The sequence below is a fragment of the Pseudomonas sp. B16(2017) genome (assembly GCF_002113205.1).
Lineage (GTDB): Bacteria > Pseudomonadota > Gammaproteobacteria > Pseudomonadales > Pseudomonadaceae > Aquipseudomonas > Aquipseudomonas pharyngis.
Window position 1 is genome coordinate 24595 of the sequence record NZ_NEKA01000013.1, and the last position, 13514, is coordinate 38108.

A 13514-nucleotide genomic window follows, 5' to 3' on the forward strand; every position below is an offset into this window, starting at 1 on the left:
GAATCATTGCGCCCTGACTGCGTTCCCATCTACTGATCACTTTTTCAAGAGGAATCGAAAATGACGTTGCCCACTGAAATGACCCGAATCGAAATCACCGAACCGGGTGGGCCCGAGGTTCTGCAATCCCGACGCGTGCCGCTGCCGGTCGTCGCAGAAGGCGAAGTGCTGATCCGCGTGCACGCCGCCGGCGTCAATCGCCCGGACGCCCTGCAACGCGCCGGCAAATACCCGATGAAGCCCGGCATGAACCCGATTCCGGGCCTTGAAGTGGCCGGCGAGGTCGTGGCGATCGGCGGCGGTGTCAGCACATTCGCGGTCGGTGACCGGGTGTGTGCGCTGACCAATGGCGGCGGTTACGCCGAATACTGCACGGTTCCGGCGGGCCAGGTCTTGCCGATCCCCGATGGGCTGAACTGGATCCAGGCAGCGGCCATTCCGGAAACCTTTTTCACCGTATGGGCCAACCTGTTCGGCCTCGGCGGCGCCAGCCGTGGCCAGCGCGCCTTGATCCACGGCGGCACCAGCGGCATCGGCACCACCGCGTTGATGCTGTGCCGCGAGTTTGGCATTGAAGCTTTCGCCACCGCCGGCAGCGCCGACAAATGCGCGGCGATCCGTAACCTGGGCGGTGAAGCGATCAACTACCGGGAACAGGATTTCGCGGCGGTCATCGCCGAGAAAACCGCCGGCCAGGGCGTCAATGTGATCCTCGACATCATGGGCGGCTCGTACCTCAACGGGAACATCAGCGCCTTGGGAATGGATGGGCGGTTGGTAATGATCGGCTTCCTCGGCGGCGCGCGGGCCAACGACATCGATCTGCTGGCCATCCTCGGCAAGCGTGCGGTGGTCACCGGTTCCCTCCTGCGTGCCCGTACCTCGGCGGAAAAAGCCGCCATCGCCGATCAATTGCGCGAACACGTCTGGCCGGTGTTGGCTGCCGGGCGTTGCCTGCCGATCATCGACAAGGTCTACCCGCTCGCCGACGCAGCCCTGGCCCATGCGCACATGGAAGCGGGCGACCACATCGGCAAGATCGTGCTGAAGATCGATTGAGTCGTTGCAGCATTTTGTAATCGTTGCAGGCGTGCGGTGGTCGAAAATGTCACGCGCGGGTCAAGGCATCTGGTAAAAAGCGTTCTTTGTCCGCGCCTTGGTGAAACGTTTAATGTTCCTTGCCTTCATGACCCGACTTCGACGCCGCCGTCTGGCGTTCGCCTGCATGGCCGCCCTGATCATCGGCGTGCCGGCGAGTTGTGCCGTGCTGGAACACACCGAGCGCAAACTGCTGTTTCGCATCGAACCGGGCACCGCCGGCTGGTATCACGGCTTGCCCGGCAGCGTGCAGGAACTCGACCTGCAACCGAAAAGCTTCAAGGCCGGGCAGAACATTCACGCCTGGTGGTGGCCGGCGGAGCGTGCCGATGCACCGGCCATCCTCTATCTGCACGGCGTGCGCTGGAACCTCACCGGGCAACTGTTTCGTATCGAACAATTGCGCGCAGCAGGTTATTCGGTACTGGCCATCGACTATCGCGGCTTCGGCCAGAGCCACGGCGACCTGCCGTCGGAAAGCACGGTGTACGAGGATGCCAGGGTGGCGTGGGAACGCTTCCAGCTGTTGCAGCCCGACCCGAACAAACGCCTGATCTACGGGCACTCGCTGGGCGGCGCGGTCGCCATTGACCTGGCTGCCGAGCTCGGTCGCGATGCCGCCAGAAATCACACCCCACTGCCGGTGCGCGGGCTGGTCATCGAATCCACATTCACCTCCCTGGCGGATGTTGCGGCAGCCGTGGCCAACACCTCTCTTCCGGTGCGCTGGTTGCTGTCGCAGAAATTCGACTCCATCGACAAGATTGCCGAAATCCATATGCCGTTGCTGGTGGTGCACGGACTGGCCGACGCATTCGTGCCGTCACGCTTCAGCGAGCAACTGTTCGCCGCCGCCCGGCAACCGAAACGCCTGCTGCTGGTGCCCGGCGCAACCCACAACAACAGCATGGCGCTGGGCGGACAGAACTATCGCAAGGCGATCGATGCGCTGATGCAAACCCGACCTGCCGCTCGGGTGGCGGGCGCTGCGGTGCAGAAGAACCCGCGCGACTCCTGACGCCCTCCCCGCCGACCATCGGTCACCCGGAAAGGAAATTGTTGCAGCATTGGCTGGCAATCCGGCGTTCTAACGCTTTGCTGGAGGGAGTCAATCCATGACGCTGCTTCGGCACACCCGGCCGCGCAGCGTTCCACTGCCTATTCGGGAGCACCACCATGAAAATCAACCCGTACCTGATCTTCAACGGCGACTGCCGGGCTGCCTTCACCTTTTACGAGCAATGCCTGCAAGGCAAGCTCGAAGCGATGATGACCTTCGGCGAAACGCCAGCCGCCGCACATGTACCGAAAGAGCACCACAACCTGATCATCCACACCTGCCTGAAAGTCGGCGATCAGATGCTCATGGCGTCGGACACCACCCCCGATCGCCCGACCCAAGGCATGAGCGGTTGCTCGATTTCCCTGAATGTCGACAGCATCGCCGAGGCCGAACGGGTGTTTAACGCCTTGGCCAGGGACGGTCGCGTCGACATGCCATTGGAAGCCACCTTTTGGGCCGCACGTTTTGGCATGCTGGTGGATCGCTTTGGCGTGTCGTGGATGGTCAATTGCGAAACTGACAAGTGACGCTGTCATTCCACCGGACATGAAAAAGCCCGACCTCTTCAGGTCGGGCTTTTTCATTCAACGCTGGGCCAGCTCGTGCCGAACGCACTGTTCGTAGTAGGTCTGCTTGACGGCCGCCGGCTTGAGCCGCGACGCGCTGTCGTAGGTCTGCTCGGTGATGCCCATGGCGGTCATGCGCATCCACGGTTGCTGGAACTTGCGCGCCTGCAAGCGCTTGCGCGCACCATAAAGAGAAATGCCCGAAAGCTTCGATTGTTGCGCACCGGCGGCAATTTCCGAACCCCAGGTACACGCAAAACGATGGCTCTTGCTCAGCTCCCTGGCCTGGGCCTCCAACGCGAACAGAGCGAGGGAAAGCGTTGCTACGGTGATGACAATCGTCCGCATATAGCCCACCTAACCTTTTGAAAAAAGGCGAGTTTGCCGGGACTGAAGGCTTTCGGGGGCCAGCAATTTGCCGCCTATTGCTCCCGAGCGCGAACTTCAACCTTTAACTGGTCTGCGCCTTCTTCCTGGCACTGGATGTGGATCGGTACAAAACGCTTGATCACCGAAATGTTGCTGTGCAAATGCTCGGTCATCCTGGGCGTGGTAAACGAGCCACCTCCGGCCAGCACCATCGGCAGCAGCAACTGGTCGGCCAGATGCTCCGCTACCGCCGCACCGCTGTGCAACCAATCGGTCGCCTGATCGATCGCGGCGTCCGCCACCTTCTCCGAACGCAGTGAGGCTTGACCGAAAGCGCTGAAAACCTCGGTGACGTGTTCAAACGCATACTCCAGCAGCAACACATTGCCCGGTCCACAGGCCGGATCAACGATGACCGCGTTCAACTCCGCTGATGCCATGTTCAATCGCTGGGCCACCCTTTCGAGCTCGCGGATACCGACACTCGGCGCCAGTCCCGCCGTCAGCGCAAACGCCTGTTGCGAAAGCGGCAAGCCGCGCTCACACAAGTGCAGTGCTGACAATTTCGATGGTTGCACCCTGACGTCGATTTCACCGCCCCCTGCCGGTACGAACCCGTGGCGCAGCAACGTCAGTTCAACCTCCGCGCCCATGCGTCGCAGCAACGGCAACCAGCTGCGGCTGAGAAAATCGGTCGGTGGTGCCAGCGGATTATGCGTGCCGCCGCTGATCCGCACGCGGCTGGCTTGCGGCGCCAGCAACAACGCGGGCAGCAAGGTCTGCAACACCAGCGTGCTGCTGCCGGCGGTTCCAATGGCAAAGCGATAATCGCCGCCGCGAATCGGTCCCGGCTCGAAGCTCAATGTCTGCGAGCCCAGTTCCGCCCCCTGGATCTTTGCACCGCAGACCTGCGCTGCCGCCATCACGGCGGTCAGGTGCTGGCGCAACAGGCCCGGACGACTGCGCCGGGCCCGAATCCGCTCAATGCGAAACGCCTGGCCCGTCACCATCGACAGACTCAGCGCACTGCGCAACACCTGACCACCGCCGATGGCGCCGTCCAGTTCAATAACGTCCTGTTTCATTTTTTTCCTTAGGCGTACAAACCAACGGTTTCCCGCAGGTATTGATCGAGCTGGCGCGAATCCTCCCGGGTTCGGGGCAATGCCGGTACCGCTCGCTCAAGTTCCGCCTCGATGAACGCATGCAGCGCCGGACGACGAGGACCGTAAGCGCTTTCGTCGGCATTGCGCTTGAGCGCGAGCAATTCATCGACTTCATCTAGCAAGGCCCGGTCATCGACGGTACTCAGCAGATCGCTGAACGTCATCGGTGGCCGACCCCGCCCCTGATCGATCCAGCGCACCGCCAACAGCGGCCGCAGTACGTAGAAATACTTCTTGAACCGCACGCTTTCACCCTGCAGATAACCACGGAAGTTCTTCTTCGCCATCGACAGATAATGATTGCGCGCGGCCGGCGGGCTGTAGAACGCCTCGGCCAGTGCACGCAGTTGCGAAACCGCTGCAGTCTCGCTGCGATAAACCAGCGGGGAGTCGAGCCATTCGAGCAAGGTCGGGTTGGATTTGCGCAACAGCCCGAGGGTCTTGCGCAGCTCCCAGCCACTGACATCCAGCTCGTCATCCAGCGGCCGCTCGATCACATCACTTGGCGTATCGACCTGGACGAACCACTCTGGTTTCTCCACATAAACGAAGCGCACATCGTAATCACTGTCCGGCGAGGCAAAACCCCAGGCCCGGCTGCCCGATTCGCAGGCATACAGCACCGTGACATTGCGTTCGCGTTCTATGCGCGCCAGTTCTTCCTGCACCCGGCCGCGCATGACGCTGCACAGCGGGTGACGTTCTTCGAATTTCATGTTCATCAATCCTTGTTCCGGCGTGCCTTGCGGACACGCGTTATCCCTTGACGCACACCACCTGACGCAGGGTATGCAACACCTCAACCAGCTCACGCTGGGCGTGCATGACTTTGTCGATGTCCTTGTAGGCCATCGGAATTTCATCGATCACCGCAGCGTCCTTGCGGCATTCAACGTGCGCGGTGGCACGGATCTGATCTTCGACGGTGAAGGTGTTTTTGGCCTTGGTACGGCTCATGGTCCGACCGGCACCGTGGCTGCAGGAGCAAAACGATTCCTCGTTACCCAGACCGCGCACGATGAAACTCTTGGCGCCCATCGAACCGGGGATGATCCCCAACTCACCCTTCTTCGCCGATACCGCGCCTTTGCGGGTGACCAGAATGTCCTCGCCGAAATGCCGCTCTTTCTGCACGTAGTTGTGGTGGCAGTTCACCGCTTCCAGCGCGACGTCGAATGGCTTGCGGATGATCTGCCGCGTGGCCTGAATTACCGCTTGCATCATCAGCGCACGGTTCTGCTTGGCGAAATCCTGGGCCCAGCCCACCGCCTCCACGTAATCATCAAAATGCCGGCTGCCTTCTTCGAAGTACGCCAGGTCACGATCCGGCAGGTTGGCGATGTGCTGACGCATATCCGCCTGGGCCATCTGGATGAACAGGTTGCCGATGGCGTTGCCGACACCGCGCGAGCCGCTGTGCAACATGAACCAGACCCGGTTGGCCTCATCCAGGCACACTTCGATGAAGTGGTTACCGCTGCCCAATGTTCCGAGGTGCCCGCGGTTGTTGGTATTGGCCAGTTTCGGGTACTTGTCGGTGATCGCCTTGAACCGTGGATTCAGCGCCGCCCAGGCCTGATCGGCCTGTTGCGGAATCTCGTCCCAGGCGCCTTTGTCACGGCGCGACCGGGTCGAACTGCGGCCATGGGGCACCGCTTGCTCGATGGCACTGCGCAGGCCATGCAGATTGTCCGGCAGGTCGGCCGCGGTCAGCGAAGTTCGCGCGGCAATCATGCCGCAACCGATGTCCACCCCGACCGCTGCCGGGATGATCGCGCCGACTGTGGGAATCACGCTGCCGATGGTCGAGCCCTTGCCCAGATGGACGTCTGGCATGACCGCCAGATGCTTGAAGATGAAGGGCATCTTCGCCGTGTTCATCAACTGCTCGCGCGCTTCGTTTTCCACCGGGACGCCTTCGGTCCAGAGTTTGATCGGTTTGCCGTTGGCGACTTCCAGCAATTGGTAAGTGTGTTCTTTCATCATCTCGATTCTTCAGGTAGTTCCACCGGCATTCGCCGGCAGATTCAAAAAAGGTGGCACGACAAAGGTTGATGACTGTTGCGCGTTACCGCGCACCGGGGTTAGCCGGCCTCAGATGTACAGCCATCGGCATTCGTGCCGTCACGAGCCCTGACAAGGGTTTGGTGAGACGTCTTGGATGTAGTCCCACCGGCATTCAGTGCCCGTGACAAATCAATTCATTGGGCGGCTCATCGCCTCATCCCATGCTTTCAATCGCCTCGACCCAATGCTGCGGTCCGTACAGGCCGGCAGTGAACTGCTCGATCACATCGAACACCGCGTCACTGAAACCGCCGACATTCAGGATGTCGTCACGATCCGCCGCTGGTGTCGCCCAACCCGGTTGCAGGTCAATGCAAATCAGGCGTGCCTGGGGGTTGATCCGCTTGATCCGTTCCCATTGCAGCATCGTCTCGCTGGCGCCCTGGCGTCGCGCATCGATCCAGGATTCGTTGTCCGACACCATGATCAGCGTATCGACCCTGGCCTTGCTGTCCGCCAGTTTCTTCAACGGCGCCGAGCAGCAGGTTCCGCCGCCGAAAATGCCCGCAAGCTTTTCGGCATTGCTGATCACACTGTCGCGCGGGTTGAGGGTGATATCCACCACCTTCCATTCGAACGGCATCACCCGCGCCGTCGGCTGTTTACGCAACACCGCCGCCGTGATCAACGCCGCCACATCGATGCAGCGCACCGCGGTGGTCGCGCCCTGACGGTAACCGGTCAGCGGGCTGCCCATCGAGCCGGAAACATCCGGGCAAATTACCACCGCACCCTGAAGCTTCGGCACATTGGTCAACGACAGCTCCAGCGCATCCTGCAAGGCCTCGCGAATCGGCGCCGGCACGTCATCGCCAACCATCCGATACGCCGCCAGCAACTGGTACGGATACACCCGCGCCTTCGCAACGGCTTCGGGATCCGCCAACCGAGCGGCCACATATTCGGTGCAACCCGGTACTTCAAAAGCGCCGTGGCGCGCCAGCGTATTGAGGTTGATGCGCAGGCCCTGCCAGCCCATGTTCCGCGCCTGAGCTGCCCATTGTTCCTTGCTCAAGGTTTCGTTACCGAGCAATTGAAACGGCACTTCAGGCACTTGATCACTCGCACCGCTGCGAAAGGCCAGCAAATCGCGAGTCAGTGCGGGCAACGCCTGTGCATCCACCGGTTTACCGATTACCCAGGCAAAAAACGCTTCGCGCCAGGCCTCGGACGGTTTTGGGTGAACCATCTTCACCACATCCGCCAGCGAAGGCTGATTGCCGATCGATGCCTGCAACAACTGTCGCTCGGTTGCACTGTTCAGCCAGTTCTGCACCAGACGCTTGGGTTGAGAACCCATGGAGCGGCGACCGGTAGCGCCACTGCGCAGGATCTGCACGAAATTGCGCAGCATCTTGCCGCTGTCCACGACCTGCCCGAACACCTCTGGCACCAGAGCCGAGCGCTGAGCGGTCAGCGCCGCCAACAACAACGCCGGCATGTCTTTCATATGACCCTTTTGACGGGCGTAAAGAGCGGCATTCGCCACGAAGCGGCTGTCCAGCTCCGCCACCAGCTTCAACACCTGATCCAACTGACTTTGCGCGGATGCGTAAAAGGTCGAATTCAGGCAACCGGTGACTGCCAACTGTGCCAGTTGATGCTTGGGCGTATAGGCATAAGCCGCGGCTCCGGAAGCATTCAAGGTGTCGCACGCCGGCAGGGTTTTCGATTGCGTATTGAAGAGGTTGAAGTTGGCCATCGTGGCGTCTCGCTGTGTTGTCCTGTTCGTTGCGAGAGGTATTGCAGCCGCTGTGCCAGTTTTTGAAAACGTTCGTGAATTATTTTTATGTATTTGATTTTAAAGAGCTTTATTTTAAGAACGAGCATTCCTGAATTTTCGTCACGACAGATAACGCCCTCGAAGACTATCATTGGCTATCGTCATTTATCTTTCAGGATAATCAATGTCCAGCAAGCGCACTGTCGCCATCGGTTTCATCGGCGCCACCCTCGATCGCGTAGGCAAAGGCGCCAATCGCTGGAACCATTGGCGGCCTAGTGTGGGCCTGTGCCAGCAACCGGACGTATTGATCCATCGCCTGGAACTGATACACGGCACAGATGCACGGGACGCGAGCCTGGCCGAACGCATTCGCGAGGACATCCGTCAGGTGTCGCCGGGCACGGAAGTGCGCCTGCACCCGATGGCGTTGCGCAACCCCTGGGATTTCGAGGAGGTCTACGGCGCACTTCACGACTTCACCTCCGAATACACCTTCGATACCGAGCGTGAGGACTATCTGGTGCACATCACCACGGGGACCCACGTCGCGCAGATCTGCTGGTTCTTGCTGACCGAGGCGCGCTACCTGCCCGCGCGCCTGATCCAGACCTCCCCCGCCCGCCGCCAGAGCGAAGAAGAACCAGCCACCGGCACCCACGCCCTGATCGACCTTGATCTGTCGCGCTACGACCGGATTGCTTCACGCTTCACCCACAAACGCCTGGAAGGCCTGGAGTTTCTCAAGTCCGGCATCGCCACCCGCAACACCGCATTCAACCGCTCGATCGAGCAGATCGAACGCGTGGCCGTGCGCTCGAAAGCGCCGATGCTGCTGATCGGCCCGACTGGCGCCGGCAAATCCTTTCTCGCCCGACGCATCTACGAGCTCAAACGCAGTCGCCATCAAATGCAGGGGCGCTTCGTTGAAGTGAACTGCGCTACCCTGCGTGGCGATGGGGCAATGTCCGCGCTGTTCGGCCACGCCAAAGGCGCCTTTACCGGCGCGCAAAACGCCCGCGATGGTCTGCTGCGGGCCGCTGACGGCGGCATGTTGTTTCTCGACGAGATCGGCGAGCTGGGCGCGGACGAACAAGCCATGCTGCTCAAGGCCATCGAAGAGAAGCGCTTCTTCCCGCTGGGCTCGGACAAGGAGGTCGACAGCGACTTCCTGATCATCGCCGGCACCCACCGCGACCTGCGCAGTCGCGTCGCCGAAGGTCTGTTCAGGGAAGATCTCTACGCACGGATCAACCTCTGGACGTTCGACCTGCCGGGCCTGGCGGGTCGCCGCGAAGACATCGAACCCAACATCGATTTCGAGCTTGAACGCCACGCGCGCGAACACGGCCAACTGGTGCGCTTCAACCTTGAAGCCCGACGGCGCTACTTGAGTTTCGCCAGCTCACGGGAAGCTGCGTGGCTGGGCAATTTCCGCGAGCTTTCGGCCTCGATCACGCGCATGGCGACGCTGGCCGACAGCGGGCGAATCGATGAAGCGCAGGTCGAGGAGGAAATTGATCGGCTGCGGTATGCGTGGGGCCTGGCGCAACCGGCCGGGATGACGAATGATCTGCCGGGCGATGCGCAGACGCTGGACCTGTTCGATCGGCTGCAATTGAAGGCGGTGCTCGAGGTTTGCAGACAGGCAGACAGCTTGTCGGATGCCGGCAGGCGACTGTTCGGTGTGTCGCGACAGGCCAAGGCGCAGCCCAATGATGCGGACCGATTGAGAAAATACCTCGGACGGTTCGGCATCGAGTGGAGCCAGTTGCGAGAGCAGTGAAGCATGGCCGTAATTATCTGTACCGTTGAGATAAACTGCGCCACACCGCGATACGGTACCCGCCCGTCAGTTGACCGGCACTTTACCCCGCGTCAGAACTTCCAACGTCTATCCACCTGACGCGGAAGCCCGACGATGAACAGAACCATTGCAGCCCTCATGCTTGGAAGTCTTTTATCTGCCACCGCACCGCTGTCGATGGCGGGCAGCACCGTTCCGCCTACGGGTATTCCCGGGGTCAATCAGGGAGGCACCGAATCCAAGGAAGACAAGGCCGACAAAAAGGGTGAAGAAGCCTCGGGGTCGAACTCCGGTGCAGAGTCCCACGAGACAGATAAGGATGCGCAAACATCCAGCGGGTCGAAGGATGGAGTTGAAGAAAAGAAACCTTGAACGGTTTTGCTGCGACAGCAGTTTTTCGCGGGCACAAAAAAGCCGATCCAGCTGATCGGCTTAAGTGTCTGATTTTACTCAGGAATAATGGTCGGGACGGAGTGATTCGAACACTCGACCCCTAGCACCCCATGCTAGTGCGCTACCGGACTGCGCTACGCCCCGACTAGGCGTGAAACTCGTTCTCCATCTCGAAGAACGCTCAAGAATATATCGCAAGCTTTTGAAAACTGGAAGTATTTAAAAGCAGGAAATTATTTCTTGAGAACCACCAGAACGTCTTCGAGCTCGGCGATCATCTGGCGGATCATTTGCTTGTATTGGGTGGTGTCGTCTTTGGCCTCATCACCGGACAGACGCAGACGTGCGCCGCCGATGGTGAACCCCTGATCGTAGAGGAGCGCGCGGATCTGCCGGATCATCAGCACGTCCTGGCGCTGATAATACCGGCGGTTTCCGCGGCGTTTGACGGGGTTGAGCTGAGGAAACTCCTGCTCCCAATAGCGCAGCACGTGTGGTTTTACTGCACACAGCTCGCTGACTTCACCAATGGTGAAGTAGCGTTTGCCCGGGATGACGGGTAGTTCGTCGTTATGACTTGGTTCCAGCATAAGCCTCAACTCGGGCCTTCAACTTCTGCCCTGGACGAAAGGTGACCACACGGCGAGCCGTGATCGGGATTTCTTCCCCCGTTTTCGGGTTGCGGCCAGGCCGCTGGCGTTTGTCCCGAAGGTCGAAGTTGCCGAAACCCGACAATTTGACCTGCTCGTTGTCTTCGAGAGCGTGCCTGATTTCCTCGAAAAACAGCTCCACCAATTCCTTGGCTTCCCGCTTGTTCAGGCCCAGCTCTTCATACAGACGTTCCGCCATCTCAGCTTTCGTCAAAGCCCCCATACGTCACTTCCTTAACGTGGCGTTCAACCTTTGTTCGAGCGAGGTGAGGATATTTTGCGTCGTCGAATTCACCTCATCGTCATTAAGAGTGCGCGATGGATGCTGCCAGGTCAAGCCGACTGCAAGGCTTTTTCTATCAGGATCAATGCCTTTACCCTGATACACGTCAAATAGCCTGAGGTCTGTCAGCCATTCACCTGCATTTTCACGGATTACGTCCAGTACAGCCGAGGCTGCAACGTCTTTGTGCGCAATCAGTGCCAGGTCACGACGAACTTCAGGAAAGCGCGACAACTCGTGGAATTTCGGCATTTTACCCGTAGCGACTTCAGCCAGAACCAGCTCGAAGACGAAGACCGGACGGTCGAGACCCAGGGATTTCGACAACTCAGGGTGAATCGCGCCGATAAAGCCGACTTCACGCCCTTCCCGCTCGATGCGTGCAGTCTGGCCCGGATGCAGCGCAGGGTGTTTGCCCGGTGCAAAAGTGAACTGATCCAGCGCACCGGCAAAACCCAGCAGCGCTTCTACGTCAGCCTTGACGTCGAAGAAGTCAACGGTATCGCGACCTTGCGCCCAGCCTTCCGGCAGACGGCTGCCGCACACCACACCGGCGATCATCGGCTCTTGCTTCAGACCTTCCAGTTGACCGACAAAGCGCAGACCGCTCTCGAACAGACGAACACGATCCTGCTGGCGGTTGAGGTTGTGCTGCAGCGCCTTGACCAGACCCGGCCACAGCGACGAACGCATGGCGGCCATGTCATTGGAGATCGGGTTCGCCAACAGCAGCGGCTCAACGCCGGGGTTGAACAACTCGAACTGCTTCGGATCGATGAAACTGTAAGTGATCGCTTCCTGATAACCACGAGCGACCAGCAGACGACGCAGTTCCGGCAGATCGCTGCGCGCTTCGGCCTTGGCTTGTGGCGCCAGACGAGCTTGCGGGTAACGAACCGGCAGGCGGTTGTAACCGTACAGACGCGCCAGCTCTTCGATCAGATCGACTTCCAGGCTGATATCGAAGCGATGGCTCGGCACTTCTACGCACCACTGCCCTGCTCCGTCGGCGGAAACCTTCAGACCCAAAGCGCTGAGCAGACGCTCGACTTCGGCCGAATCCATTTCCATGCCCAGCATCTGGGTGATGCGCTGCGCACGCAGGGTGATCGGCGCGATCGACGGCAGATGCTGCTCGCTGACGGTCTCGATGATCGGGCCGGCTTCGCCACCGGTGATTTCCAGCAGCAGGCCAGTGGCACGCTCCATGGCTTCACGGGCCAGTTGCCAGTCCACACCACGCTCGTAGCGATGCGAAGCGTCGGTGTGCAGACCGTAGGAACGAGCCTTGCCCGCCACAGCGATCTGGTCGAAGAACGCACTTTCAAGGAATACGTCGCGAGTAGTCGCGGACACGCCGCTGTGCTCGCCACCCATCACGCCGGCAATGGCCAGAGCGCGACTGTGGTCGGCGATCACCAGCGTATCGCTACGCAGGCTGACTTCCTGACCGTCGAGCAGCACGAGCTTCTCACCCTCTTCCGCCATGCGCACCCGGATGCCGCCATTGATTTCGGCGAGATCGAAGGCGTGCAGCGGCTGACCCAGCTCAAGCATTACGTAGTTGGTGATGTCGACTGCGGCATCGATGCTGCGCACTTCAGCGCGACGCAGACGCTCAACCATCCACAGCGGCGTCGGCTTGGACAGATCAACGTTGCGAATGACACGACCCAGATAACGCGGGCACGCGGCAGGTGCCAGGACCTCTACCGAGCGCACTTCGTCATGCACCGCCGGAACCGTCATCACCACCGGGCGAGTGACCGGAGCGTCGTACAGCGCTCCGACTTCACGAGCCAGACCGGCCAGAGACAGGCAGTCGCCACGGTTTGGAGTCAGGTCGACTTCGATGCTGGCGTCTTCCAGGTCCAGATAAACACGGAAATCTTCGCCCACCGGCGCATCAGCCGGCAGCTCCATCAGACCGTCATTGCCTTCGCCGATCTGAAGTTCGGCTTGCGAACACAGCATGCCGTTGGACTCGACGCCGCGCAGCTTGGCCTTCTTGATCTTGAAGTCGCCCGGCAGCTCGGCACCGATCATCGCGAACGGAATCTTCAGGCCCGGACGCACGTTTGGCGCACCGCACACGACCTGGAAAGTTTCCGCGCCATTGCTGACCTGGCATACGCGCAATTTGTCGGCATCGGGATGCTGCTCGGTGCTCAGCACCTCGCCCACCACCACGCCACTGAAAACACCGGCGGCCGGCGTAACGCTATCGACCTCAAGACCGGCCATCGACAGACGGGCAACCAGCGCGTCGCGATCTACCTGCGGGCTGACCCAGCCACGCAGCCATTGTTCACTGAATTTCATCCTGCTC

At 60.3% G+C, this 13514-nt stretch carries 13 protein-coding genes and 1 tRNA gene; 5 read left to right on the top strand and 9 right to left on the bottom strand.

Annotated features, from left to right (window positions below):
- Positions 1 to 60 precede the first annotated feature (60 nt).
- From CAG25_RS21180 to CAG25_RS21190, 3 genes are all read left to right on the top strand, one after another.
- A complete protein-coding gene (locus tag CAG25_RS21180) occupies positions 61 to 1059 on the top strand; it encodes an NAD(P)H-quinone oxidoreductase (RefSeq protein ID WP_085612783.1) in 999 nt (332 codons plus the stop codon).
- A 112-nt stretch (positions 1060 to 1171) separates the two neighbouring features.
- Positions 1172 to 2116: an alpha/beta hydrolase gene (locus CAG25_RS21185; RefSeq protein WP_039771538.1), complete on the top strand. Its 945-nt coding sequence runs from the start codon at positions 1172 to 1174 to the stop codon at positions 2114 to 2116.
- A gap of 158 nt (positions 2117 to 2274) precedes the next feature.
- Positions 2275 to 2688, top strand: coding sequence for a VOC family protein (locus tag CAG25_RS21190; RefSeq protein WP_085612784.1), 414 nt, complete (start codon positions 2275 to 2277; stop codon positions 2686 to 2688).
- Positions 2689 to 2745: 57 nt separating this feature from the next.
- Here the strand turns inward: CAG25_RS21190 and CAG25_RS21195 are convergent, their stop codons facing one another.
- The 5 genes from CAG25_RS21195 to CAG25_RS21215 form a co-directional block, all read right to left on the bottom strand.
- The gene (locus CAG25_RS21195) at positions 2746 to 3075 is read right to left on the bottom strand and encodes a hypothetical protein (RefSeq protein ID WP_064595090.1); all 330 of its coding nucleotides are present in this window, start codon (positions 3073 to 3075) and stop codon (positions 2746 to 2748) included.
- A 74-nt stretch (positions 3076 to 3149) separates the two neighbouring features.
- Positions 3150 to 4181 carry an RNA 3'-terminal phosphate cyclase gene (rtcA, locus tag CAG25_RS21200; RefSeq protein WP_085612785.1) on the bottom strand — a complete coding sequence of 344 codons (1032 nt, stop codon included), beginning with the start codon at positions 4179 to 4181 and terminating at the stop codon, positions 3150 to 3152.
- Positions 4182 to 4189: 8 nt separating this feature from the next.
- Positions 4190 to 4978 (bottom strand): nucleotidyltransferase domain-containing protein, encoded by a 789-nt coding sequence (locus CAG25_RS21205; protein WP_085612786.1) that lies wholly within the window; start codon positions 4976 to 4978, stop codon positions 4190 to 4192.
- Positions 4979 to 5018: 40 nt separating this feature from the next.
- Complete coding sequence (locus CAG25_RS21210) at positions 5019 to 6245, bottom strand: RtcB family protein (protein ID WP_085612896.1); 1227 nt, start codon at positions 6243 to 6245, stop codon at positions 5019 to 5021.
- A 238-nt stretch (positions 6246 to 6483) separates the two neighbouring features.
- On the bottom strand, positions 6484 to 8031 hold the full coding sequence (locus CAG25_RS21215; protein WP_085612787.1) for a TROVE domain-containing protein: 1548 nt from the start codon (positions 8029 to 8031) through the stop codon (positions 6484 to 6486).
- Between the two features lie 205 nt (positions 8032 to 8236).
- On the opposite strand from CAG25_RS21215, the gene rtcR reads away from it, so the two are divergent.
- Complete coding sequence (gene rtcR / locus CAG25_RS21220; protein WP_085612788.1) at positions 8237 to 9838, top strand: RNA repair transcriptional activator RtcR; 1602 nt, start codon at positions 8237 to 8239, stop codon at positions 9836 to 9838.
- 135 nt (positions 9839 to 9973) lie between these two features.
- Positions 9974 to 10231 (top strand): hypothetical protein, encoded by a 258-nt coding sequence (locus CAG25_RS21225; RefSeq protein WP_085612789.1) that lies wholly within the window; start codon positions 9974 to 9976, stop codon positions 10229 to 10231.
- A gap of 88 nt (positions 10232 to 10319) precedes the next feature.
- Here CAG25_RS21225 and CAG25_RS21230 read toward each other — a convergent pair.
- The 4 genes from CAG25_RS21230 to pheT form a co-directional block, all read right to left on the bottom strand.
- Positions 10320 to 10396 (bottom strand) — tRNA-Pro (locus CAG25_RS21230).
- Between the two features lie 89 nt (positions 10397 to 10485).
- Positions 10486 to 10842 carry a MerR family transcriptional regulator gene (locus CAG25_RS21235; RefSeq protein ID WP_003179985.1) on the bottom strand — a complete coding sequence of 119 codons (357 nt, stop codon included), beginning with the start codon at positions 10840 to 10842 and terminating at the stop codon, positions 10486 to 10488.
- Positions 10823 to 11125 (bottom strand): integration host factor subunit alpha, encoded by a 303-nt coding sequence (gene ihfA / locus CAG25_RS21240; protein WP_002553164.1) that lies wholly within the window; start codon positions 11123 to 11125, stop codon positions 10823 to 10825. The genes CAG25_RS21235 and ihfA overlap by 20 nt, the downstream gene beginning before the upstream one ends.
- Positions 11126 to 11128: 3 nt before the next feature.
- Positions 11129 to 13507 (bottom strand): phenylalanine--tRNA ligase subunit beta, encoded by a 2379-nt coding sequence (gene pheT / locus CAG25_RS21245; RefSeq protein WP_085612790.1) that lies wholly within the window; start codon positions 13505 to 13507, stop codon positions 11129 to 11131.
- Between the last annotated feature and the right edge of the window lie 7 nt (positions 13508 to 13514).